At 49.9% G+C, this 23,592-nt stretch carries 21 protein-coding genes and 1 riboswitch; of the genes, 3 read left to right on the forward strand and 18 right to left on the reverse strand.

What is annotated here, in order from left to right:
* Positions 1–33 precede the first annotated feature (33 nt).
* The 9 genes from PUQ60_RS04675 to PUQ60_RS04715 form a co-directional block, all read right to left on the reverse strand.
* The gene (locus PUQ60_RS04675) at positions 34–1,839 is read right to left on the reverse strand and encodes a B12-binding domain-containing radical SAM protein (RefSeq protein WP_273379458.1); all 1,806 of its coding nucleotides are present in this window, start codon (positions 1,837–1,839) and stop codon (positions 34–36) included.
* Between the two features lie 4 nt (positions 1,840–1,843).
* On the reverse strand, positions 1,844–2,896 hold the full coding sequence (locus tag PUQ60_RS04680; RefSeq protein WP_273379516.1) for an L-threonylcarbamoyladenylate synthase: 1,053 nt from the start codon (positions 2,894–2,896) through the stop codon (positions 1,844–1,846).
* A 204-nt stretch (positions 2,897–3,100) separates the two neighbouring features.
* On the reverse strand, positions 3,101–3,838 hold the full coding sequence (locus PUQ60_RS04685) for an N-acetylmuramoyl-L-alanine amidase (RefSeq protein WP_337505672.1): 738 nt from the start codon (positions 3,836–3,838) through the stop codon (positions 3,101–3,103).
* Positions 3,839–3,925: 87 nt separating this feature from the next.
* Positions 3,926–4,798 carry a YitT family protein gene (locus PUQ60_RS04690; RefSeq protein ID WP_107001826.1) on the reverse strand — a complete coding sequence of 291 codons (873 nt, stop codon included), beginning with the start codon at positions 4,796–4,798 and terminating at the stop codon, positions 3,926–3,928.
* Positions 4,799–4,908: 110 nt separating this feature from the next.
* Positions 4,909–6,363 carry a sigma 54-interacting transcriptional regulator gene (locus tag PUQ60_RS04695; protein ID WP_118293786.1) on the reverse strand — a complete coding sequence of 485 codons (1,455 nt, stop codon included), beginning with the start codon at positions 6,361–6,363 and terminating at the stop codon, positions 4,909–4,911.
* 149 nt (positions 6,364–6,512) lie between these two features.
* Positions 6,513–7,880, reverse strand: a complete 1,368-nt coding sequence (locus tag PUQ60_RS04700; protein WP_273379466.1) for a sodium/glutamate symporter — start codon at positions 7,878–7,880, stop codon at positions 6,513–6,515.
* A 153-nt stretch (positions 7,881–8,033) separates the two neighbouring features.
* Positions 8,034–9,203 (reverse strand): alanine dehydrogenase, encoded by a 1,170-nt coding sequence (locus tag PUQ60_RS04705; RefSeq protein WP_273379468.1) that lies wholly within the window; start codon positions 9,201–9,203, stop codon positions 8,034–8,036.
* 307 nt (positions 9,204–9,510) lie between these two features.
* On the reverse strand, positions 9,511–10,236 hold the full coding sequence (locus PUQ60_RS04710; protein ID WP_273379469.1) for a hypothetical protein: 726 nt from the start codon (positions 10,234–10,236) through the stop codon (positions 9,511–9,513).
* A complete protein-coding gene (locus PUQ60_RS04715) occupies positions 10,229–10,378 on the reverse strand; it encodes a hypothetical protein (RefSeq protein ID WP_273379470.1) in 150 nt (49 codons plus the stop codon). The genes PUQ60_RS04710 and PUQ60_RS04715 overlap by 8 nt, the downstream gene beginning before the upstream one ends.
* Before the next feature lie 350 nt (positions 10,379–10,728).
* On the opposite strand from PUQ60_RS04715, the gene PUQ60_RS04720 reads away from it, so the two are divergent.
* On the forward strand, positions 10,729–11,613 hold the full coding sequence (locus PUQ60_RS04720; protein WP_273379472.1) for a gamma-glutamyl-gamma-aminobutyrate hydrolase family protein: 885 nt from the start codon (positions 10,729–10,731) through the stop codon (positions 11,611–11,613).
* A 211-nt stretch (positions 11,614–11,824) separates the two neighbouring features.
* On the opposite strand, the gene PUQ60_RS04725 is transcribed toward PUQ60_RS04720, so the two are convergent.
* The 4 genes from PUQ60_RS04725 to PUQ60_RS04740 form a co-directional block, all read right to left on the reverse strand.
* Positions 11,825–13,510 (reverse strand): glycosyl hydrolase family 18 protein, encoded by a 1,686-nt coding sequence (locus PUQ60_RS04725; protein ID WP_118469336.1) that lies wholly within the window; start codon positions 13,508–13,510, stop codon positions 11,825–11,827.
* A gap of 261 nt (positions 13,511–13,771) precedes the next feature.
* Complete coding sequence (locus PUQ60_RS04730; protein ID WP_022358865.1) at positions 13,772–14,026, reverse strand: hypothetical protein; 255 nt, start codon at positions 14,024–14,026, stop codon at positions 13,772–13,774.
* Positions 14,027–14,117: 91 nt separating this feature from the next.
* On the reverse strand, positions 14,118–14,642 hold the full coding sequence (locus PUQ60_RS04735) for a hypothetical protein (RefSeq protein ID WP_273417098.1): 525 nt from the start codon (positions 14,640–14,642) through the stop codon (positions 14,118–14,120).
* A gap of 165 nt (positions 14,643–14,807) precedes the next feature.
* Complete coding sequence (locus PUQ60_RS04740; protein ID WP_273379520.1) at positions 14,808–16,229, reverse strand: serine/threonine-protein kinase; 1,422 nt, start codon at positions 16,227–16,229, stop codon at positions 14,808–14,810.
* A gap of 324 nt (positions 16,230–16,553) precedes the next feature.
* On the opposite strand from PUQ60_RS04740, the gene PUQ60_RS04745 reads away from it, so the two are divergent.
* Both PUQ60_RS04745 and PUQ60_RS04750 read left to right on the forward strand, forming a co-directional pair.
* The gene (locus PUQ60_RS04745; protein WP_273379477.1) at positions 16,554–17,303 is read left to right on the forward strand and encodes an adaptor protein MecA; all 750 of its coding nucleotides are present in this window, start codon (positions 16,554–16,556) and stop codon (positions 17,301–17,303) included.
* Positions 17,304–17,442: 139 nt separating this feature from the next.
* Entirely contained in the window at positions 17,443–17,613 is a 171-nt protein-coding gene (locus PUQ60_RS04750) for a 4Fe-4S binding protein (RefSeq protein WP_022358869.1), read from the forward strand.
* Between the two features lie 83 nt (positions 17,614–17,696).
* Here PUQ60_RS04750 and PUQ60_RS04755 read toward each other — a convergent pair whose 3' ends face one another.
* The 5 genes from PUQ60_RS04755 to PUQ60_RS04775 form a co-directional block, all read right to left on the reverse strand.
* A complete protein-coding gene (locus PUQ60_RS04755) occupies positions 17,697–18,419 on the reverse strand; it encodes a helix-turn-helix domain-containing protein (protein ID WP_107001810.1) in 723 nt (240 codons plus the stop codon).
* A gap of 245 nt (positions 18,420–18,664) precedes the next feature.
* Entirely contained in the window at positions 18,665–19,147 is a 483-nt protein-coding gene (locus PUQ60_RS04760) for a GNAT family N-acetyltransferase (RefSeq protein WP_273379482.1), read from the reverse strand.
* Between the two features lie 233 nt (positions 19,148–19,380).
* Positions 19,381–20,712: a replicative DNA helicase gene (gene dnaB, locus PUQ60_RS04765; RefSeq protein ID WP_022358873.1), complete on the reverse strand. Its 1,332-nt coding sequence runs from the start codon at positions 20,710–20,712 to the stop codon at positions 19,381–19,383.
* Between the two features lie 16 nt (positions 20,713–20,728).
* Entirely contained in the window at positions 20,729–21,175 is a 447-nt protein-coding gene (rplI, locus tag PUQ60_RS04770) for a 50S ribosomal protein L9 (RefSeq protein ID WP_022358874.1), read from the reverse strand.
* 2 nt (positions 21,176–21,177) lie between these two features.
* Positions 21,178–23,226: a DHH family phosphoesterase gene (locus PUQ60_RS04775; RefSeq protein WP_022358875.1), complete on the reverse strand. Its 2,049-nt coding sequence runs from the start codon at positions 23,224–23,226 to the stop codon at positions 21,178–21,180.
* A gap of 177 nt (positions 23,227–23,403) precedes the next feature.
* A riboswitch (TPP riboswitch) is annotated at positions 23,404–23,511 on the forward strand.
* Positions 23,512–23,592 lie beyond the last annotated feature (81 nt).

Consider the following 23,592-nt stretch of genomic DNA (forward strand, 5'->3'; position numbering starts at 1 on the left):
TTTTTCCTGTCTTTCTCGGGAAAATCCCATTTCTCACTGTATTTCATCCTGGGAAATGGAAAATGCCGCCGCATTGCCAAACAGAGCATCCCGGTTTTTGTAATCAAACAGCACAAAGCTTCCGTCTTCCATCCGCTCTAAATGCGCCATTTTCGCCATCTGCCTGGAATCGTATGCCTCGTAGCCCTTCAAATAACGGCGTTCCTTCGCCTCGCGCATGAAAAACTGCTTCGTCTCGTTCTTCCACTCCGACGGATCCGGGGCAAAAGATGGACGGCTCTTGACGTTTTCACGGAGGTAGAGGTCATAAATGAGAAGATCCTGATAGGAAATTTCTTTGTTTCCCCATTTCTGAATAAACAGATACAAAATCTCATACCGTGCCAGCCGGTTATGGCTCACTCCATTCAGTCCCTCTTCCTCATAAAATGCCGCCAGACGGTCATACAAATCAAATGCATCGCCCCATTCCTGCACCAGGTATTTCATCGTGCGGCGGAACTGTCCGCTGTTGTAATAGACCTCGACCATCTCTTCCACACCCTTGAGACGGATCACCTCTTCATAGGAAAGCCAGTTGGTTCTAAGCACCTCATACGGCGGCTTGCTCTGGCTGAGCAGACCGTATTTCTGCTTCATTTCTTCCATATAGGAACCTTTCAGCACCTTCAGAAAGCCAAGCTGAAGCTGTTCCGGCTCCATTTTGTATACATCGTTGAAGGAACGATGAAAGCTCTCGATATCCTCATACGGAAGCCCCGCAATCAGGTCGAGATGCTGATGGATGTTGCCAAAGGTGTTGACCTGCGCCACACGGCGCGCCACCTTGTCCAGATCCATCGTCCTCCGAATCTCCTTCACAACCATCAGGTTCGTCGTCTGCACACCGATTTCCAACTGAATCAGCCCCGGACGCATCTGTTTCATCAGCGCCAGCTCGTCATCATCCAGAAGATCCGATGAAATTTCAAAATGGAAGTTGGTAATTCCATTATCGTGTTCCAGCAAATACTGCCAGATCGCCATCGAATGGCTCTTTTTGCAGTTAAACGTCCGGTCTACGAACTTTACCTGCGGCACCTTCCGATCAAGGAAAAACTGCAGCTCCCTGGTTACCAGCGAAAGGCTGCGGAACCGCACTTTTTTGTCAATCGAAGACAGACAGTAACTACAGGAAAATGGACATCCACGGCTGCTCTCATAGTAGATAATGCGGTGTTCCAGCCCGCTTAAATCTCCGTAGGAAAATGGAATGTCGTCCAGATTCATGAGCGGCGCCGGTCGATGGACCTCGATGGTGCCATCCGAACGGCGTAAGACAATGCCTGGGAGCTCTGAAAAACAAACCTCCGTCCCGCACTCGCACGCCTCCACCAACCGCGTAAAGGTCTCCTCGCCTTCGCCCTGCATGATCAGCTCGACCTCCGGCAGCTCATCCATCAGGTGAACCGCGTCATACGAAGCCTCCGGACCTCCCATCCAGATGCGGACCTGCGGAAGAACCTTTTTCAAATCGTGGATCAGTTCCTTCACGTAAACGATATTCCAGATATAACAGGAAAATCCCACCACATCCGGTTTTCTCCGGTAAATATCCTGCAGAATCTGATCCATCTGGTGGTTGATGGTGTACTCGCCGAGATCGATCTGGATTTCCGACACGGTTTTCGTTCGATTCTCGCCTTCTGCTGCCTCCGAAACCATTTCCATTCCAACAGCCGCACCCTGCTCATCCTTCTGTCCCAGCCCCAGCCGCTCCATCGCATACCGTCTCAGGCTGTAAATTCCCAGATTTGAATGTATATATTTGGCATTAATCGCCGCCAATAAGTACCGCATCGTCTCACACCTTCAAAATATGATAGCCAGCCGCCTTATTGAGCCGGTTCATAATCGCCCGTCCTAAATTGTCTTCCGAAAATCCTTCCGAAAAGATATATTCCGCGCCGCGATCGTCGAAATCGCGCAGAACTGCATACAGGTTGTGTGCAACAGTCTCCTGACGCGCCCGCGCACCGATGCTTTCCAGCATCCCCGCCGGGTAACGGTCTTTCGTCTCGTCCGTGCAGATAATTCCAACCTTGCGCCCTTCTGCCAGCTTTTCGCCTGCCAAGCGGTTGATCGTCTCCACAACTGCCTCCGTCTCGCCCTCGACCAGTGTCAGATCGGCTTTCGGTGCATAATGGCGGTATTTCATTCCCGGTGCTTTCGGGCGCACATCCGCGCTGACCGGTCCTAAAATCGCCGGATCAATGCCGACTTTCCCGACCGTTTCACGCAGCATCTCCACGGTGATCGCACCCGGTCTTAAAACCATCGGCATTTCCTCCGTAACATCCACGATCGTCGATTCCAGACCAATTCCAACCGGACCGCCGTCGATGATCGCATCGATCTTTCCGTCCATATCCTGAAGCACGTGATCCGCGCGCGTCGGGCTTGGGCGTCCCGATGTATTCGCACTCGGAGCCGCGATCGGCACGCCGGACAGACGGATTAACTCTGCCGCGATCGGATCAGACGGCATCCGGATTGCCACCGTGTCAAGCCCGCCGGTCGTTCCATACGGCACGATCGCGCTCTTAGGAAATACCATCGTCATCGGTCCCGGCCAGTATGCCTTTGCAAGCTTTTTGCCATTTTCCGGCATATTCGATACCAGCGGCGCGATCTCCTCCAGACAGGACACATGCGCAATCAGCGGGTTGTCAGACGGGCGTCCCTTCGCCGCATAAATCTTCTTCGCTGCTGCCTCATCCAGCGCATTCGCCCCCAATCCGTACACCGTTTCCGTCGGAAATGCCACCAGACCGCCCGCGCGGATGATCGCTGCCGCCTTCTCAAGCACCTCCCGGTCATGCGGCGTAAAGTCCTTTGGATTTTCTATCTTCCACATCTGGGTGTGAAGTTCTTTTTTGGTTTCGTTTTGCATATTGATTCTTCTTTCTACTATCTCACAATGAATAAATCTATCTTCCGTACTAAGCTCGAAAATACCTCGCTAAGTACTCCTAGTATGCGCGGCATGACTCGTACTAAGCTCGAAAATACCTCGCTAAGTACTCCTAGTATACACAAGATTCCTCGCCAGTTCAAGGTTTCAGCGCCCATTCAGATACTCCATAATCCCCATATGCAGCGTATACGCCACGCGGTCCTGGTATTCTTCTGTTTTCAGCAGTGCCGCCTCTTTCCAGTTAGACAAAAATCCGCACTCGACGATGACAATCGGACATTTGACGTGGAGCAGGAGATAATAGCTGTCATTCGGTTTGGCTTTTCTGCGGTTCTGGTCTCCCAGCGCATAGTCGAAGCGCTTCTGCAGTATTTCCGCCAGCCGTTTCCCCTTCTCTGACTTCCGGTAATAAAATACCTGCGCGCCAGATACGTCCTCCTGGTGGTAGCTGTTCTGGTGGATGCTGACGACCAGATCCGCGCCGGATTCCTCGACGCGGGCGCAGCGGTTTTTCATGTCGGACATTTTCCGGCTTCCGGTTGACGTATCATAAAGTCCCCGGTCATCCTCCCGGCTCATCACGACCTCTACATCGGACTGTTCCAGATACCATTTCAGGCGCTTCGCGATTGCCAGATTGATGTCTTTTTCCAGGCTTCCGTCCACACTCACCTTTCCCGGATCAAAATCCCCATGCCCGGCGTCCAGGAACACCACCGGCTTTTTCTTTCCAAGCACAGCGTCCGCCCCCGCTGATGCCAGCCCCGCATACCGTGCCGCCAGAAAGACGCCGCAAAATAAAAGAAGGCAGACTGCCAATTCCACTGACAGCCGCCTTCGCATTTGTTTTAGAAACGGGTGTGTTTCAAACCATTCGTTCAAGTGCACCGCTCCTGATGCATTCTTATGATATCTATATTCGCCTTGTTCGCGGCATATCCCGCTATTTTCTAATTCTAATCCCGGCTCCTACTGCTGTGCCTCCGCTACATCCTTAAACCCAAGTCCAAAAATGCCCGAGGTTTCCTTCACAATCACAAACGCATTCTCATCCGTCTCCGCAATAATGCGTTTTAAACGATTGAACTCCGTTTTGCGGACGGTACATAAAACCACCGTCGTGTCCTCGCCGCTGTAGCCGCCCTTGCCCGGAAGCAGCGTTACCGTACGGTCAATTTCCTTAATGACACGTTCTGCGATTTTCTGCGGGTATTTCGTCACGATCGACGCCTCGCTTCCGGCATCATTTCCGTAGATGATCATGTCGATGACCTTCGTCTGCGCGTACAGGGAAATCAGTCCGAACAGTGCCGCATCGACGTTTCCAAAAACGAAGATCGAGGTGGAGAGGATGATTCCATCGATCATCATCAGGGCGCGCCCGATCGAGACATGCGGATATTTCTTCTGGAGCAGGTAGCCGACCACATCGCTGCCGCCCGTCGTCGAACCGGACAGAAAGATGAACGCCATGCCGACGCCGACCAGAATGCCACCGTAGAGACTTCCCATAAGCTGGTCGCCCATATAAACCGGAAAGACCGGGGCGATCACGTAGTCAAGCACAACCGAACAGATTCCGCACGCAAACGCCGTCCGCAGCGCAAAGGCACGGCTCAAATGAAACCACGCCAGTATTAAAAGCGGCACATTGACCATCAGTGTCAGCCGTCCGACCGGCAGGTTCGTCACATGGTTTAACATCAGTGCCACGCCGACCGCACCGCCAGGCGCAATATTCGCCGTCTCAATAAAGCTGTGCGTGCCGATACTGTAGATAAATGCGCCCAGAATCAGATATAAAAAATCTTTTACAGAATATTTTCCAATGTATTTCTCCATTTCTGCATTTCCTCCTGTTATTCTGTCTGAGCGTTCCATCCTTTCCGGGCTGATTCTGCTGGTTCTGCTTCCCGCATCGTCCTCAATTTTCCGTATCTATCCTCCATCGCTCAGATTTCTTTTTCCTGTTTTTCCTTCGCCTTTTCGCCCCGCAGCTGGCTCGCCTTTCTCTGCAGCGTCTGCCTCGGCACATCCAGAATCCGCGCTGCCTCAGATATATTTCCGTGCGCCGCCTCCAATGCCTGCCAAATCAGTTTTTCCTCATAGGCAGCCACCGCCTCACGAAGCGACGAGCAGAGTTTTGGAACTTCTTCCAGGCTTTCCGGCGTCTTTTTCCTGTCCGCCTGCTTTTCCAGCAGAAGCTTTCCCTTGATGTCTTTATACTGGAGCAGGGCGCTCGTCTCGTCCACCATGCTCATGCCGTAAACGATCACGTGTTCCAGCTCCCGGACATTGCCCGGCCAGTCATATTCTTCCAGTTTTTTTAGCAGATCCTTTGACACATACTGAACCTGCTTGTGGAACGTGCCATTGTGTTTGTTTACATAAAACTTGACAAAATGTCCAATATCTGCCTTCCGTTCCCGCAGCGGCGGAATCCGGATCGACATCATGCTCAGACGATAATAAATATCGCGCCGAAGCTGTCCTTTCTCGATCGCCTCAAGCGGTTCCACATTGGTCGCCGCAATGATCTTCACATTCGTGCGTTTCGTCTCACTGCCGCCCAGGCTGCGGAAACTGCCGTCCTGCAGAACCCGCAGAAGCTTTGACTGCAAAAACAGAGGCATCGAATTGATCTCGTCGAGAAACAGTGTTCCGCCGTCCGCCAGCTCAAAGAGTCCCTTATTTTCCATTGCCCCGGTAAACGCGCCCTTGGACGTTCCAAATAAGATACTTTCGAGCAAGGTATCCGGCAACGCCGCACAGTTCTGCGCGATAAACGGTTTATCCCTCCGTTCACTGGCATTGTGGATCGACTGTGCAAACACCTCTTTTCCGGTTCCCGTTTCCCCATAGATCATAACCGGCAGATCGCACGCCGCCACCACCGGTATATAGTCTCTGGCATTTTTCATTTTTTCATCCACTGCGATGATATCTTCCATCGTAAAAGATGCGCCGCTGTGTTTTTTCAGCTTTCCAGCGCCGCCGACCGGGATCTGTTCCGAAGTCAGTTCCACACTCTCCGGCTCTTCCTCGCCGTCTGTCATCTCTTCCATCGACAGATCGATCGCGCCCACCACGGCGCGCCCGCTCTTGATCGGAATCGAAAGAGAGCTGATATGGATGCCCTCCTGCCCCTTGGTCTGCAGCAGCTGGTTTTCCACGTAAACCGGCAGTCCGACCTCCATCGCCCGGATCATGCTGCTGTTCTTAGCGTTCAGGTTTTCAAATACATCGAAAAAATTTTGTCCCACCAACGCCTGGTAAGCTTCTCTCTCTTTCCGGTTTGAAAATTTACTATTTAACTTTGCTGAAAACAGAATCTCGCCATCCAGGTTGATGATCGTGATTCCGTCAATATATCCTTTTCCATGAAATAACTGTCTTAAAAACTCCATGCATTTCTCCCCTGTCTGAAACACCGCTGACCGGAATCACGCGCTAAGTCTCACGGACGTTCGACTTGAATCTGCGTTCATCCGGCCTGACAACGGTGTTATGTTTACACCTGTTCCAAGTGTATCAGAGGAAACAGGCAAAGACAAGTTTATCCGATCTCCTCCACACCTGGGCGATCCAGCGGAAGTTTCAGCCACCACCATTTAAATACGATATTTGCGATGATGCATGCTGCCATGATTACCAAATAGATGCCGATAAACTTCCAATGGCTGCCATTTAAGAGCATCATCGGTCCCATCGACCACGCAAACATCTCTGCCGGAGTTGTAAACGGCGCTGCAAATGCAGTATCGTTCAGCGTCTTGGAGCGGTTTTCCGGATCAACGATTCGAAGAAGGATGAAGCCGATCGCAAAAACGCCCGTTGAATAGCCAAATACGAAGATCGAGCGCTCAAACCAGCTGCCGCGGTTCATCGCCGGACCAAAGAACATCAGAGTTGCCACTACGATTACAATACCGCAGAGCAGAAGAAGTGCCAGCGGAGCTGCATATTTAACGATAACTGCCAGTTTGATGGAAGCGATTCCGAAAAACACCAGATAATCCGTCGCAGTACCGGAGATACGTCCCACTACATTTTCATCAATATAATTACCGACGCCGACTTTTCGGAAAACGAGGAACATCACGATCGCGGTCAAAAATGCCATCAGGTAATTCGGCAGATCCAGACCGATCGCTGCATAGATTCCCTTGCTGAGTCCCACACCGATACCGGATGCGATCAGCATCACTGCCAGATGCCATGCCAGCGGATCCAGGACGTTGGATGAAATAGTTTCCTCGCCCATCGACTTGCGCTCATTTTTGGGCACCAGACCACAGCGCAGATCATCGGAGATCTGATTGAAGCCTTTCATATATTTGGTCCAGCCCTTTTTCGTTCCCAGCTTGATGAAGAACAGACCGCCAAAGATACCCGATAAAATACCAACAGTTGCACAGGTCATCGCGATATCCATTGCATCCAGATCACCCAGTCTCTCAAACGCGGTACCAACAGCCGCTGCCGTTCCGTGTCCGCCGGAGAAACCAGCTGCCAGCAGCAGACCGAAGCCATAGTTAATGTTCGGGAATAATTTCGAAATTACTAAAATACTAAACAACGGTGCCAGTGAGAACTGAATCGCCTGTGCCAGCACTTTATAGGAAAAATAAGAACCAATCCGGTCAATTTCCGCTTTAAAATCTTTCTTGTTGAAAGAAAATCCATTAATTCCGACACCTGCGAAAATCAGGATAATCAGAACACTTGCATAAGAACCAATATTTTCAGAAAACGGCAGGATTCCCAGTCCCTGCGCCCCGAGTGCCAGCGCGATAAATCCGGCAATCATACTTGGCGGAATGAAAAATTTCTGTACCAACGGCACTTTTGCACGTAAAAGCTGACCAACCGCGATAAAAAACGATGCGATCGCAAAGTCCACTAAAATGTCTGTAACACTCACAGATACCCCTCCTATTCTTCTGTATCAAATGCGCCTCCAGCTATTTCCCATCCGGAAGCACTTCTATTCTCCCCTCAAATGGCAGAGCGCTTTTCATCCGTATCCCCATACGTTTCACGAAAAGCGTTCTGCCGATATCCTTTATCTGAAAAATCACTTCTCTAATTTGATAAAGTTATCCGAATGGCTCTTGGTTGTCGACGGAGCCAGATCCAGTTTCTGATCTGCGATCTCTAAGATGTCTTCCGGACGAACCCACGGTCTGCCCTGGATGGCACTTGTCTCCTCATGGGTTAAGTATCCCTTGTAGGTGGTTAAGCTGCGGCGCAGGAAACCATCCTTTGCACACGCCTGCGCCACGCCATTGTTGATGATGCTTCTGAAGTGCGGCAGTACGGATGCTGCATATGCGATCGAGGTAGACTGGGAAATTGCGCCCGGAATGTTGCTTACGCAATAATGTACGACGCCCTCTTCGATATAGCGCGGATTTTCATGGGTGGTCTCATGGAATGTCTCGATTGCACCATAATCGTTGCTGATATCTACGATAACGGAACCTTTCTCCATCGAGCGGACCATCTCGCGGTCGATCATGTATTCTTTGGCATCCTTCGGCCATCTAACACAATTATATACGACATCGATCTCCGGTAAAATCTTTTTCAGATTATAACGGTTGGAAATCTGGGTGTTGACTTCCTCATTGAACTGTTTTCCGATATCGCGCAGGGTTCCGATATTAATATCCATAACCGTTACCCACGCGCCCAGCGCATGAAGAACAGAGATTGCTGCGCGTCCTACCACGCCGCCTCCAATGACCAGCGCCTTAACGCCCGGAGCACCGCCGAGACCGTTGACGAATTTGCCCTTGCCGCCGTTGATGGAGAGCAGGGATTCCAGACCAAAAAGTGCACCCGCCTTACCAGCTGCCTCGCAGTTCGGTGAACCGTAACGGTGGGAATCTTCTGCGGTAAATGCAATACACTTGCTGTCGAGAAGTGCCTGTACCTCCTCCGGATGTGCTGCCGGATGGATGCAGGTAAATACGATCTGGTTTTCACGGAGCAGCTTGTACTCGCACGGTTCAAACTCTTTTACCTTCGCGACGAAATCGCAGGTTGCATAAATTTCTTCCTTTGTATCAACCAGCTTCGCGCCCTCTTTCACATATGCCTCATCCGGGAATCCAGAACCTTCGCCCGCGCCCTTCTGAACGTAAACCTCATTGCCGTCACCTACCAGCATGCTTACCTCTGCCGGGGTTGCGATGACACGGTACTCGCCTACTTTGATGTCTTTCAATACGCCAACTTTCATAATGTGTTCCCTCCATGTAATATATTTTTCTTTTTGCTTGGTACTTTTGCTTGATACTCATATATACAGCAAGTTCCGTGCCAACTTTTACGTTTTTCGATTTTATTTAATATTTTTCTTTTTTATTTTCCAAAAAATTCGAGGTTTTCCTTGTAAATACAAGGTTTTTGTCGAATTAAAATTTTTATTTATTTTTTTGATAACCTTCCAGGAATGACTCGTTCTTGTCTCATTTTTTTTAGAATGCAAAAAACGACTCATTTATGAGCTTTTATGTGCTCATAAATGAGTCATTCAAATTTTATTTTTAAGTCATATGCCGATTTTTGAGTCTTTCAATTCTAGGGTGCTCATTTTTGTTTCTGCGCTTTCGCTGATAAACTTCGATTTCTTTATCCGTCAATTCTAATTTAGCCCAGAAGGAGAATCCTTTTGTCTTATCGGTAATCTGTACACGGCGTGCTGCAATCTGCTCCCGCAGGTTATCGATATGAAGCTCATCTGTCTGCTCCAGGCGGTCATAATCAGCTCCATCCTCAAATAACATTGGAATTACGCCGTGGTTTACCAGGTTTCCCTTATGGATACGGGCAATACTCTTGGCAATGACTGCCTTAACGCCCAGGTACATCGGGTTGATTGCCGCGTGCTCACGGGAGGAACCCTGTCCATAGTTTTCACCGCCGATGATAACGCTCTGTCCCATTTCTTTTGCGCGAGCTGCAAATTCCGGATCATATCGATGATAGCAATACTGGGACATCAGCGGAATATTGGAACGCATACTGCTGAACTCAGCACTTGCCGGTGTAATATCATCGGTGGATACATTATCACGGGCTTTTAAGCTGATAGGAGCAACCAGTGTCTCCTGCGGCGGCTCCGGAACCGGAAGAAACTTGATGTTCGGTCCGCGGACAATCTCCACCTTCGCAGCTTCCTCCGGAGACAGCGGCGGAAGAATCATCGAATCATCAATATCGTACTGATCCGGCTCGTGAATTGAATCCAGGATCTTCACATTTTCACCCATAATATCTTCTGCCGTTGCCCGGTCTGGACACATACACGCCGAATTTCTTTGCTGCGGACTGCAAATAAATGTGGTCGTCCGGCGTCTTATTATCTACATATAATAAATTGTGATCGAGGTAGCTGACGCTGCACTCCGCCATCTCTATCAGCCCCGCAGCCTTGACCCGGCTGCCCGTCTGTTTTTTTCCGTCCTTATTGTAACGCCTGCCTGCAGGGAAAATCCAATTAAGAAAGGGAATGAAGGTATAACTTTCTGTTATCAGGGCTTTTCCCCGTACTCCTCCCTACTCAATTCTTCGCTTCCATTTACCCTTCTTATTTTCGCTCATTTTTCGTATGTCTACAAAATTATATTATATCTTTTAGGTAGAATTAAAAATTATTTTATTTTGTTTTGTAATTTTTTGTATTTTTTTGTAATTTTTTGACTGTTTTATGTTAGAATCCAGCCATGTTTGGGAGGACAATTTGTATTAAGGAGGAAATTAGAATGAGAAAAATTAAAATGATGACCAGTGCAGTGCTTCTTTCTTTATCCCTGGCTTTTTCTTTAACAGCTTGTGGAACAAAGTCTGAACCGGCAGCCGATACAACAGCGGCTGAAGCCGAAGTAACCGAGACAGAAAGCGAAGCAGAAACTGCCGAAGAAGCGGCGAATGACGAAGAAGAGAAAGTCAAAGTCGGCGTTTCATGGAATGCAGACGAAATCGACAAAGATGCACAGTTATATATAGATGCCGTTACCAAAGCTGGCGGCGAAGCAATTTATCTTCCTCAGATCAAAACCGAGGATGACGCGAAAAATGCTCTGGCAGAAATCGATGCTCTGGTTGTGACCGGCGGCGAAGATATTGATCCGAGCTACTACGACGAAGAGCCAAACGAAAAATTAGAGACTGTAAACGAAGTCAGAGATACTTCTGATTCTCTTTTAATCAAGGCAGCTCTCGATGAGGATATCCCGATGCTCTGCACCTGCCGTGGCATGCAGTTCTTAAACGTATTAAGCGGTGGTACCTTATATCAGGATCTTCCGACTCAGAATCCGTCCGATATCGATCATCGCGATCCGAACGGTAAGGTATTCGCAAAACATGAGATTACCGTAGACAAAGATAACATCGTTGCTGCCGCATTTGGCGGAGAAGGCACCTACACTGTAAACTCCTGGCATCATCAGGCAGTCGATCAGTTAGGTGACAACCTGAAAGTCGTTGCTACTGCTCCAGATGGAGTCGTCGAAGCAATCGTCAGAGAAGATAAAGACTACGTGATGGGCTTACAGTTCCATCCGGAAGCTATGATCGCTGAAGGTGATGACAGTTTCCTTGCTTTCTACACCAACCTGATCGATCAGGCAAAAGAGGCAGAATAATCACATTTCTCCCAGACAAAACAATATTTTTGATGTTTTAATAACCTCCAGGCGGATGAATCAATCTTTCCGCCCGGAGGTTTTTTGTCCAAGACGCTCTTTTTTAATAAAAAAGAATGTGCCTTGGCACATTCTCAAAAAGCGGAAGCCCCACGCTCCCGCATGAGACTTCCACCCTACTTTGAATCATTGAATCTTAATTAAGTTGTCTCTACTCCCAGCCAATCACATCCCAGACGTCGCTGGTTTCCAGCCCCAGCCGCCATCCGGCTACGCCTGCCAGGTCGTATTTCTTGATTAAATCCATCTTGAGTCCCAGAGACCTTGTCTCCTCCATCCAGAGCTGCTGTTCGCCGTTCTGGCTATCCAGCCTGCCGTAATACTGACCAACCGAATCATCCCAGGTCAGATCCATGCCGCTCTCCGACACCCATTTTGTCGCCTCGGAGATTCCCATCGCACGGGAGGACGCATTGTCGCCGCTTCCCGTCCAGAGCCTTGTGTAGAACGGGACTGCGTTGATTACCTTTTCCTTCGGAACCAGGGAAAGCATATCTTTGATGCCGTTTTCGACATATCCGATCGAAGAAACAGAACCGGCTTCACCGCCTGCATAGTGCTCATCATAACCCATAATAATCACATAATCTGCGACGTTGCCCTGCTCTTTCTGGTTGTAGAAACGGTTATATACCGCCGGAACATAGTTATCGACCGACAGCACCAGCCCTTTCTTTCGGCAGGAAACCGACAGCTCGCGGATAAACTCGATGTAATGGACGCCCGCCGCCGTCTTCAAACTCTCAAAATCCAGATTGATACCGTCAAATCCATAACGGTCCGCCTCTGTCATCATATTTTCAATCAGTTTTTCGCGCACAGACGTCCTGGAAAGAAGCACCTCCGCCTGCACGTTCTTACTGCATTCGCGGCTGAAATTGTCGAGTACCGCCCAGACCTGAAGACCTTTTTCATGCGCCCGATCCACATAGGACTTATCTGCCAGAGATTCATACGCGCCGCTGTTGCTGCTAAGCGTAAACCACGTCGGCGCGATGACATTGACACCTTTCGTCTTTGCAATCAGAGAATCCATCGCCTGGTTTGCCGCCGCGATCGTTACCTGATGCCAGACCATCACAATCTTCTGATCCAGTGAAATATTCTGGTAGACCGGAGCAGTAAAATCACTCTTTAACGTCTCCTCATGCAGATTTTTCATCTTCCACTTGTGCATATATCCAATATGACCGTCCGGTGTCATAACTCTCGCCCAGTTGTCATACTGTTCCAGCACCGTCACTGTCCCGCCGCGCTTTATCTCAGTCACAATCGGGCTTTTCAAGCCGCCTCTTAAGCGGATCTTGGCGCTCCACGCCGCATCTGCCACCGTAACCGGATCCCAGTTATTTTCCACGAAAACCCGCTTCTGTGCCTCACCATCATACGCCTGCAGACGCACATCGGTGTATTTCTGAATCAGAGCCAGTGAAAGATAAACTGCATCGCCATCCCGGTAAAGGATCTTTTTTCCGTCCTCATCCACTGTCGTCTCGTCGCTTTTCACGATCTCCTCCGGCAGGGCGTACACCAGTATTTCCTCATTGGCATCCCAGTAAAAACGTTCATTTAAGTTCGCATCTACCCACGCAGCCGGCAGATATGTCTGCCCATCCACGTAGACCCCGCTCTCCTCCTGACGTTCATAGTTCAGATACAGCGCCACCCGGTCGCTGCCGCCCGCCGCGTACAGAGCATCCAGATCCGCCCTCTCCCGGCTTGGCATATATTTGACCGCTGCAATCACGCCAACGGCTGCCACGATTAAAAACAGCACAAACCCGAAAATCCGTCCCAGACAGCCCGAACGTGCTTTCCTTGATCTTCCTCTTTCCATGTTTTCCTCCGGTGTATGTTAAGGTAATACCATAAGCACTAAGCTTGAAAATACCTCGTTAAGTGCCCTTATTATATCACACCAGCTCCATGGAATGTTGACTTTTTTCTTAACTCCTCTTTCATTTTCCCTGTAATAGGTTACTGTTTACGCATAAGTACCCAGTAACTGTAATAGCACCATCTAAACAGTTCTCACCATTTTCTCCGAAAGAAAAATCCGGCGGACTGTCCAGATACGGACAAAACGGCACCTCTCTTATCACCGGTTGTAAACCCGGTCAAAATGTATCTCTGTCAGCACTCCTGTCTCCGCTCCGACGTAATCAGCCATATAAAACGAGCCGTCCTCCCGGAACTCACACAGCTTCCTGTATTCTTCTGGCCTGCACTCCCTCCCATCAATTAAAATCTGGATTCCTTTGCTTTTATATCGCTGTAATCCCTCGACAAATATTCTCTGCTGTTCCCTACGCCTCCTCTCTGCCTCTTCTTTTTTACTTTTTCTCACTACCATTCCACACCTTCTCCATTCCGCGAAAACAGCCCCTTCTAACTTTTGACCTTTCGGAGATAATCGGTAATTTATAACCCCAGGTCTGCCTCGCTTATCGTAGGAATTTTCCAAAAAAAGTCATGGACTCTCCCGTAACCATCAATGCGTTCTTCTGCAGTGGGATTCGCCGGATCCGGATATCCAGATATTGCTCTACCATTTTTACAGCTTCCTCTTCTCCAAATGAGACGAAATACTCACACCATTTTTTCCATTTTTGCTTTTCTGCTGCCAATGCCGCAAAATCTGCCAGCTGCCATCCGCTGACCGAACCGACCAGAAAACAGCGGCTGCATCGAAAAAAGGCATCCTGATTCTTCTGTGTCAAGGCTCCGAAGTCGATCACCATCGCCTCCATCCCCCTTTCCGAACAATCGTACCATTCTGCACGTTCAACCTTTTGATAGAAAAAAATTCCCCTAATTTCAAACGGCTGTCCTGCCCCGTCTATAACCGGTTTTTCCCTTCTTTTTCCCGTCCGGAATATCTTTTCAAGCTGTGCAAATGAGCCGCTCTCATTTTGTTCCAGAACCGCCGTTCGCCGGCACAGAACCCCGGACAGATATGCTGCCGTCATAAGCGAAAAGTGTGTCACCCCAACCGATGGTCCGCTCCCGGCTATCCCGATACATTCCAAGCGTTCTGTCCCGGCCTGCTTTGTGTCTGCCACTGGTTTTTGCCTGAATTTTCGCCCCACTTTTGAGCCTTCGCCCCGTTTTCCGATTCTAATCTGTATTTCCTCCTATTTCCACTGCCACGGGAATCCACCCATAAAGCGCTCCCACCTTCGCCGGATGTTCCGCCAGAGTCCCCCTTCTTTTGCTGCCTGTCTGGTCCCCCGTCCTTTTTTGAGAGCTGCCTCCCGGAAAATCCTTTCAAAAAATTCTGTCTCCTCCGCTGCCTCATTTTCCTGCCCCCGCCTTCCGCCTGCATCGAACGGCGGAGTTAAAAATGGAAGCCGCAGATACCTAAGATGCCGGACCTCCTCCGGAAGATAATCCCGCCCGAATTTTCTGTGATTTAATAAAATCTGGAGTCCCTCTTCTGCTCCCAGAAACCGGATCGCCCGCAGAGAATCTTCTTTCTCCCACGGCTGCAATCCACAGACGAAAAGAATCAAATCATACTCCCCCTCCAGAACCGTCTGGAGCCCGGTTCCGCAGTCATCTAAAATCACTTCAAACACCGGCTGTTCCAGCTGCACCACATCGCTGTATCTGGGTTTCAACACCAGACCGTCCATGTAATAAATCCCATGTTCATCCGGCACCATCCCATACCAGGATGCCAGCCTGCGGACTGCCCCCGTGTCATTCTGCTCCCTGTAAAGGCAGGAAACTCCTTTCTGCCGCAGATATCGGACCGCGCCAAGTGCGGTATGTGTAACCCCGATTCCGCTCCGGCTGCCTGCTGCGGCAATCCTGAGAAGTGGTATATGACGTTCTGCAAATATGCGCGCCTCCAGTTTTTCCAATGCCTCTAACACTTCCCGGACACTCTGGCAGCGCTCTTTTTTCTCTGTTCTGAGACATCGCCCCATAAGAATGTACAGATCTCCCCGACAGCTTCCCTGTCCTGCTTTTATCTCCCCCTCTGGGGCATGCCCTGTCCCCATATAGTACAGGAGGGCGCCAATGGCATAGATGTCGGTCCTCTCATCCAGAGTCCCTCCCTCGTACTGTTCGGGGGCTGCAAAGCCTTTTGTTCCATAGCAAACAGATCGTTCCTGGCTCAAAGACGCCAGTGCCGCCTGATCAAAATCAATCAATTTTAATTGTTCCCGGCAGATTAGAAGATTCCCGGGGTGGAGATCTAAATATAAGATTGGATTTGGTTTGAATGAATGCAGATAATTCATGATCCGGCAAAGCTCAATTCCCAGACGGATAAGCTCTCCCGTTTGCAGACTGCCCGTTCTCTCAATTCGGGCATACAACGACTCACCGCACAGATATTCCTCGATGAGATAATAATAATTTTCGTCAATTTCCAGATCGTAGATGATCGGGATTCCCGGATGGCGCAGCCGCTTCAAAAGCGCTGCTTCCTGAATGAAACCGCTCTCTGTCCGCCTGACACGCTTAATCGCTCTCTCTTCATCAAGCCCCAGATGCCTGGATAAAAAAACAGTTCCGCTCCGACCGCGTCCGATCACACGTTCCAGCTGGTATTTTCCAAATAGAACGGCTGTTTCCGTACCGCGCCTCCTTTCGGTCTATACCACCTCTCAAGATTCATTGTATACGATCCCCTCAGTTCCCGCAACCGTTTTTAGAAAGATTTTATGCTTTTTTTTCATATTCAAATTGCCAAGTGATTATATTATATAGTATGATGAATACCAAGGTTCCAAAGTCCAAAACATGAGTAAGCAGCCTTTTTCCGCAGAAAAATGAGCGGATTACGAATGTCTTGCAAAATTGCGGAAGTGCGAAGCACGGAGCATTCGGTATCTTAACCACCCAAAAGACAAGGAAGTGAAAAATCCATGAAAATAGAACGCATCAACGAAAACCAGATCCGCTGCACCCTGACAAGCAGCGATCTGAGCGCCCGCAACTTAAATCTGGGCGAACTCGCCTATGGCACGGAAAAGGCGAAAAAACTGTTCCATGAAATGATCCAGAAGGCATCGAATGAAGTCGGCTTCGAGGCGGACGATATTCCTCTGATGGTGGAAGCAATTCCGCTCTCCAGTGAGAGCATCATGCTGATCATTACCAAGATCGAGGATCCGGAAGAGCTGGACACCCGCTTTTCACGCTTTTCCCCGGGAAACGAGGACGAGCCTCTGACAGCGCTTGCCAATGAGCTTTTAGAGGGCGCGGACGGGCTTTTAAGCCTGTTTACTGACAATGGCAAAAATACCGCCGCAAGCCCGCTGACCGGTTCGGACGCGCCTTCCACTGAAAAGGCAGAGCCAGGTCCCAAACTGCCGGCAGCGCGTATTTTTACTTTCGGCTCCCTCGACGAGGTCTGCCGGGCAGCGCGCATCGCAGCTCCAGTCTGCGAAACACCGAACACGCTTTATAAACACCCGTCCGACGGTCGTTACTACCTTGTTGTCCGCCAGACAGCCGACAGCACCGACGCATTCAACCGCCTGTGCAATCTCCTGTCCGAGTACAGCGAACCATTAAAGACTGCCGCTGCCCCGAATGCATTTGAGGCATACTATGAGGAGCATTATGAAACGATCATCCGGGAGCACGCACTCTCAACGCTCTCGACCTTGTAGGAATACTGACTTCCAGAAAAATCGGTTTTTTCCATTGCTTCTATTTTAGAACATGAAAACCATCAATTTCTCCTTGAATATTTCGCATTTTTAGTATAGAATATAGCCAAACGCATAAATATAAAAGGAGGATTTTATCATGGCATTTGTAATTACTGATTCTTGTGTAAGTTGTGGTTCCTGTGCTGGCGAATGTCCAGTTGGAGCAATCTCTCAGGGAGATGGCAAATACGAAATCGACGCTAACAGCTGCATCGACTGCGGTACATGTGCAGGCGTATGTCCGACCGGCGCTATCGAGCAGGGCTAATTAAACACAAACAAAAACGAAATATCTACATAAAAAAGCCTGTCGTTTCCGACAGGTTTTTTTATGCCCTTTTGCAGAACTTATCACATCTTATTCCCATTCCGTCCAAATTTCTTTTTCTTTACACGGGACCGGAAAAATGGAAACCGCCCTGGCGCAGCAGCCGCTGCTTCCGCTCGCCCCTGGTTTTCCCGCTGATACGCGCGGATGACCTCGTCGAGGCGCTTGAAGCGCTCTTCCTCCCGCTCATCAGAGACCCTCATCAGGTATTCCAGCTCCTTCATCAATTTATCATGCACCAGATAGCTGACATCCTGGCTCAGTTTTTCGCTGTTTTCCTCGATCGCGCGCCCGATGACCTGGTTCATGATCTCCTGAAACTGGCGCATCTTCTCCCCCGCCAGAGGCTGGGAAACCTCTGCCTGCGGCAGTTCTGTTTCCTTGTTTTCTACCTCTGTATTTTTTTTCATTTCCATATTTTCCTGCCTGCTCATGTTACGCTCTCCTGTTCCCGTTTCCCGGAAAACCGCCTGTGCCTGCGCTTCCAGAAGCGCTTCCGGTTCTGTTTTCTGATTTTCTTCCACTTTTCCGAGGATTCCCCGTATGGCTTTCAACTGGTACCCCTGTTCCTTCAACTGCTTGATCTGACGGAACAGCTGGATATGAAACTCCGTATAGTACCGATGCCCCAGTTCATTTCTCGGAATCGGAAGCCCCAGCTCGTCCTCCCAGTACCGGAGCACGTGAGCCTCCACCTGCACCTGTCTGGAAGCATCCGAAATCAGGTAATGCTTGTTCTTATTCATTCTGCTTGTCCTCCCCGGTACCTTACTACTACTATATGCGGGGTTCAAAATAAATATGAATAGCATTTACATAAAAAAGAATGTGCCTTGGCGCATCCTCGCGGAGCGTTTTTTGTTTCATAGGACGTAATTTCCTATGAAATTAAAAATTGCCTACGCCAATGGGATTTTTGCCTGCTGACCCATGTTTTCGTGCGGTCAGCGTAGTAAATGAGCAGACCTACTGAACAGTTACCTATTTCCATCTACAGCTTCTTCTCAAAGCACCAGTAATCATGCCCCTGCAGCACATACTCACCGACCTTCTCAAAGGCCAGCTTCTCGTACGACCGCAGCGCTTTCACATTGTCCTTCGCCACCAGCATATGGGCACTCTTGCAGCCGCGTCTTCTAAGTTCCTCCATCGCGCCTGCCAGAAGCTCGCGTGCGATGCCTCGGTTCTGGTACTTCTCCGCCACACCCAGTCTGGAAATTTCTGCCGACGGCTGCAGCTCCTCCGACCAGCAAGCAATCGATTCCACCTCCGGATCATCATCGATCGAAACCAGCCCTGCGATCTCCCCCGACACATCATCCCGGATACAAAAAAGCGAATCCCTAGAAAAATCCGACTGTAGCTCCGGCTCCCCTGGATAGATGTCCGTCCACGCGCAGAACTCGGTTCCAGCTAAGGCACGGTAAAAATGGCGGACGGTGTCCAGATCCGATTCTTTTATCAATTCAAGCATTTCTCATATTCCTTTTTACATAATAATATTTATCCAAAAAAAAGGGACTGGATGAAAATTGCAGAGTCGGCGTTCCAATTATGAATTGTACGAATCTTGAACACACGCGTCCGAACAGGGCGAATGCAGTCCGCCATGGGCGAACACGTGTAGTGAAAGCAAGCGCACAATCATCACCGGAGACGCAGACGGTGCAATTTCCATCCAGTCCCATCCCTTACACGATTCTATCGTTATTTCGCCAAATTCGCAAACTTCGTCAGCTCCGGTCTCCACATCAGCTGCACCGTTCCAATCGGACCATTACGCTGTTTGGCAATGATTACCTCCGCGATATTCGGCGTATCCGTATCCTTGTTGTAATAATCATCACGGTACAAAAACATAACCACATCGGCATCCTGCTCAATCGCACCAGACTCACGCAGATCCGAAAGCATCGGGCGGTGGTCCGGACGTGTCTCGCAGGCACGGGAAAGCTGCGACAGGGAGATAACCGGCGCATTCAGCTCTCGCGCCAGCGCCTTTAGTGAACGGGAAATCTCCGAGATCTCCTGCTGGCGGTTCTCTCCGCTCTTTCCGCTGCCGCTCATCAGCTGTAAATAGTCGATGATGACAAGGCTTAAACCGTACTCCAGCTTCACCTTGCGGCATTTCGAGCGCAGCTCCGAGATCGAGATACCCGGCGTATCATCGATAATCAGCTTGGAACTTCCGATCGTGCCGATGCCTTCCACGACGGCATCCCAGTCGGAATCCGTCAGCGTACCGGTACGCAGCTTCTGGGAATCGACATTCGACTCCATCGACAGCATACGGTTGACCAGCTGTTCCTTCGACATTTCCAGGCTGAATACCATGCACGGAAGCCCTTTTTTGACCGCCACATGCTCGACGACATTCAGAACAAACGCCGTCTTACCCATCGAAGGACGCGCCGCAATCAAAATAAAATCGGACGGCTGGAATCCCGACGTCCGGTAATCCAGATCGATAAATCCGGTCGGAATACCCGTGACGGTGCTGTTGCTCTTCGACGCCGCCTCAATCTTTTCCAGAACATTCAATGCCACCTGCCGGATCGGCACAAACTCTCCGCCTCCGCGGCTCTGGAGCAGGTCAAACACCGATTTCTCCGTGTGCGCCAGAATATCCTCCAGCTTGTCCCTTCCGCCGTAGCAGAGATTTTCAATCTCCTCATTCACTTTTATCAAACGGCGCAGGACTGCCTTTTCCCGCACGATATTGGCATACGATTTGACATTGACCGAGGTCGGCACAGATGTCATGATATCCCGGACAAAGTCCAGGCTGCTGACCTCCGGCGGAACATCTTTTTCGCGCAGCCGATTTTGAAGCGTCACCAGATCGACCGGCTTTCCTTCGTTGAAAAGCTCGACCATCGACTCAAACATAACGCCATACTGGTGCTGGTAAAAATCGGCGCCTGTGATAATCTCAGACGCCGCGATAATTGCTTCCCGATCCATAAGCATGGATCCGATGACTGACTGTTCCGCCTCTACACTGTGCGGGAGAACCCGCTTTATCAGGGCTTCATCCATGATTCAGTCCTCCATATTAAGCTTCTACAACCTTTACTGCCAGTTTTCCGGTTACTTCTTTGTGAAGCTTGATCGGAACTTCGTGTGTGCCAAAGGTCTTAATCGGCTCCGGCAGAACCAGTTTCTTCTTGTCAATATCCAGATTTAACTGATCTTTGATCGCCTTTGCAATCTCCTTGGAAGAAACAGATCCGAATGCTTTTCCGCCCTCGCCTGCCTTGATGGACAGGGTGATGGACTTATCCTCCAGATGTTTTGCCAGATCCTTCGCTGCTGCCAGGTGCTCTGCCGCGATCTTCGCCTCATTTGCCTTCTGCAGCTTCAGATCATTTAAGTTCTTCGGTGTTGCCTCGATTCCCAGTTTCTTTGTCAGAATAAAGTTGCGTCCATAGCCGTCGCTTACCTTTACAATCTGACCTTTTTTGCCAAGTGCCTTTACATCCTCTAATAATACAACTTCCATCGTTATATTTCTCCTTTCTCCATCATATCCGTAATGAGATCTTTTAATTTCTCTCTGGCTTCATCGATCGTCGCACCCTTAAGCTGTGCGCCCGCAATCGTGCGGTGTCCGCCGCCGCCCAAGCGCTCCATGATAATCTGCACGTTGATCTCATCGATCGAACGCGCGCTGAAATAGATCGTGTCGCCCATCTGCGTCAGGATAAATGACGCCTTGATGCCTACAATATCCAGCAGCTCATTTGCCGCCTGTGCGCCAACCACGGTAGGACTTTCAAGTCCTTCGGACGGACACACGGAAATCGCAAATGCGCCGTGATAAATCTCTGCTTTCTGGATCGCCTCAGCTCTCGCCCGGTAGTCCTCCAGCCGGTCGCGGAACAGCTTTCTCACACGCACGACATCCGCGCCGTTTCTACGCAGGAACGCCGCCGCCTCGAAGGTGCGGACACCTGCCTGGTTCATGAAATTGTTTGTGTCAATCACGATACCGGCGTACATCGCATCCGCCTCCGCCGGCTTGATCTTGATGCCGTCGTCGCCGATGTACTGCAATACCTCGGCTACCATCTCACACGCCGAAGACGCATACGGCTCGACATAAGATAACACCGCATTGTCGATGATCTCGCTGCTCTGGCGGTGATGGTCGAGCACCACGATCGTTTTGATCTGCTTGAGCAATTCCGGTGCCTCCGTGATACTCGGGCGGTTGACATCAACCACAACTAACATCGTGTTGGAATCCGCCCACTCCGCCGCTTCCTCGCCGGTTAAGAACAGATCCTCCGGGTAATCAGAACTGTTTTCAAACCGCGCCATCATCGGTTTCACGGAAGAATTGACCCCATTGATGACGATCCGCGCCTTTTTATTAAAAGAGGTCGCAATCCGCCAGATACCAATCGCCGCGCCAAAGGAATCCGTATCGCCGATCTTGTGTCCCATGATCAGCATCTTATCCTTCGTATCCATCAGTTCGCGCATCGCATGCGCTTTAACACGCGCCTTGACACGGGTCGTTTTTTCCAGCTGCTGCGATTTGCCGCCGTAGTAGCGGATCTTCGTGCCATCCTTGACGACCGCCTGATCGCCGCCGCGTCCCAGCGCCATATCAATCGCCGTTCTCGCATACTCATAGTTGCGGATGTAGCTGTCGCCGTTCATACCCATACCGATACTCAGCGTGACAGCCATATCATTTCCGATATTAACCGTCTTGACATCCTCCAGGATCGAAAAGCGGCTCTCCTGAATCTCTTTCGTGTACTGCTGCTTGATCACAAACAGATACTTGTCATTTTCCAGCTTCTTGACGATACCTTCCATCGCCATAAAATACTTCGTAATTTTCCGGTCAATCAGGGCAACCAGCAGGGAACGGCGTACCTCCTCGACACTCTCCAGCGCCTCGTCGTAGTTGTCGAGATAGATAAGTCCCGCCACCAGACGCTGGTTGTTGATCTGCTGCTTGCAGCGCAGAATCTCCGTCTCATCGCAGAGATACAGCACTAAAAGCATCTCGCCGCTGTCCTCGTCCACCGCGCCAAGCTTCATACCTTCCGTCTCGCTCAGCGCCACCTGCTGGATATCGATCCGGTAAAATCTGCCGTCAAATGAAGAATGAACGCTCGTTTTTTCATCCATCTCATCTAAAACTTCCCGTGTCAGTTCCGGAAAGACCGCCGCGATATTCTTACGGCAGTTTTTATCTTCCCCGACGATCTCCGAAAAGGAGTGGTTCAACCAGAGGAAATGTCCCTCTGTGTCCGCGATGGCATACGGCACCGCCATCTCATAGAGGAGCTGTTTCTGCACCCACGCATACTCCGCCGAAAACTCCACCAGTCCGCCCATCAGACGTTTTCTCCGGTACATGAACAGCCAGAGTGCCACCAGCACATATATAACCGTAAATCCGGACATCACAAGACCGGCAGCCGGGCTCACAATCCCAACTGCCAGGTTCGCCGCCAACAGGAATACCGACAGTATGATCGGCCACTGCAGATACGTCCGCAGCTGACCTCGTATTTTCATATTTTCCTTCATCTCATTCTCCCGTGCATACAATGTTGCTGTCCATGTGCCGGTTTTCAAAATACCTGCCATGAGCAGTAACGATAAAGCAACCAAAATGACTTGATGCCCCTTATTATAGCATAGTGAGGGGGATTCGTCCAGACAATCCCCCCATTGACAAACCAGAGCCGCCGTGCTACACTTGCCACAAATGAATGAGGGAGCTCGTGAGCGGGCTGAGAGGAAGTCATCCAACTTCGACCTTTATAACCTGATTTGGGTAATGCCAACGTAGGGAATATACGCGATGACATGAAAAACAATCGATATATCTATCCGAATGTTTCAGCAAATATACCTTGTCTGACCTGTACCTGCGCGGTACAGGTTTTTTAT

Source organism: Clostridium sp. AF02-29 (genome assembly GCF_934835585.1).
Taxonomy (GTDB): domain Bacteria; phylum Bacillota; class Clostridia; order Lachnospirales; family Lachnospiraceae; genus Otoolea; species Otoolea fessa.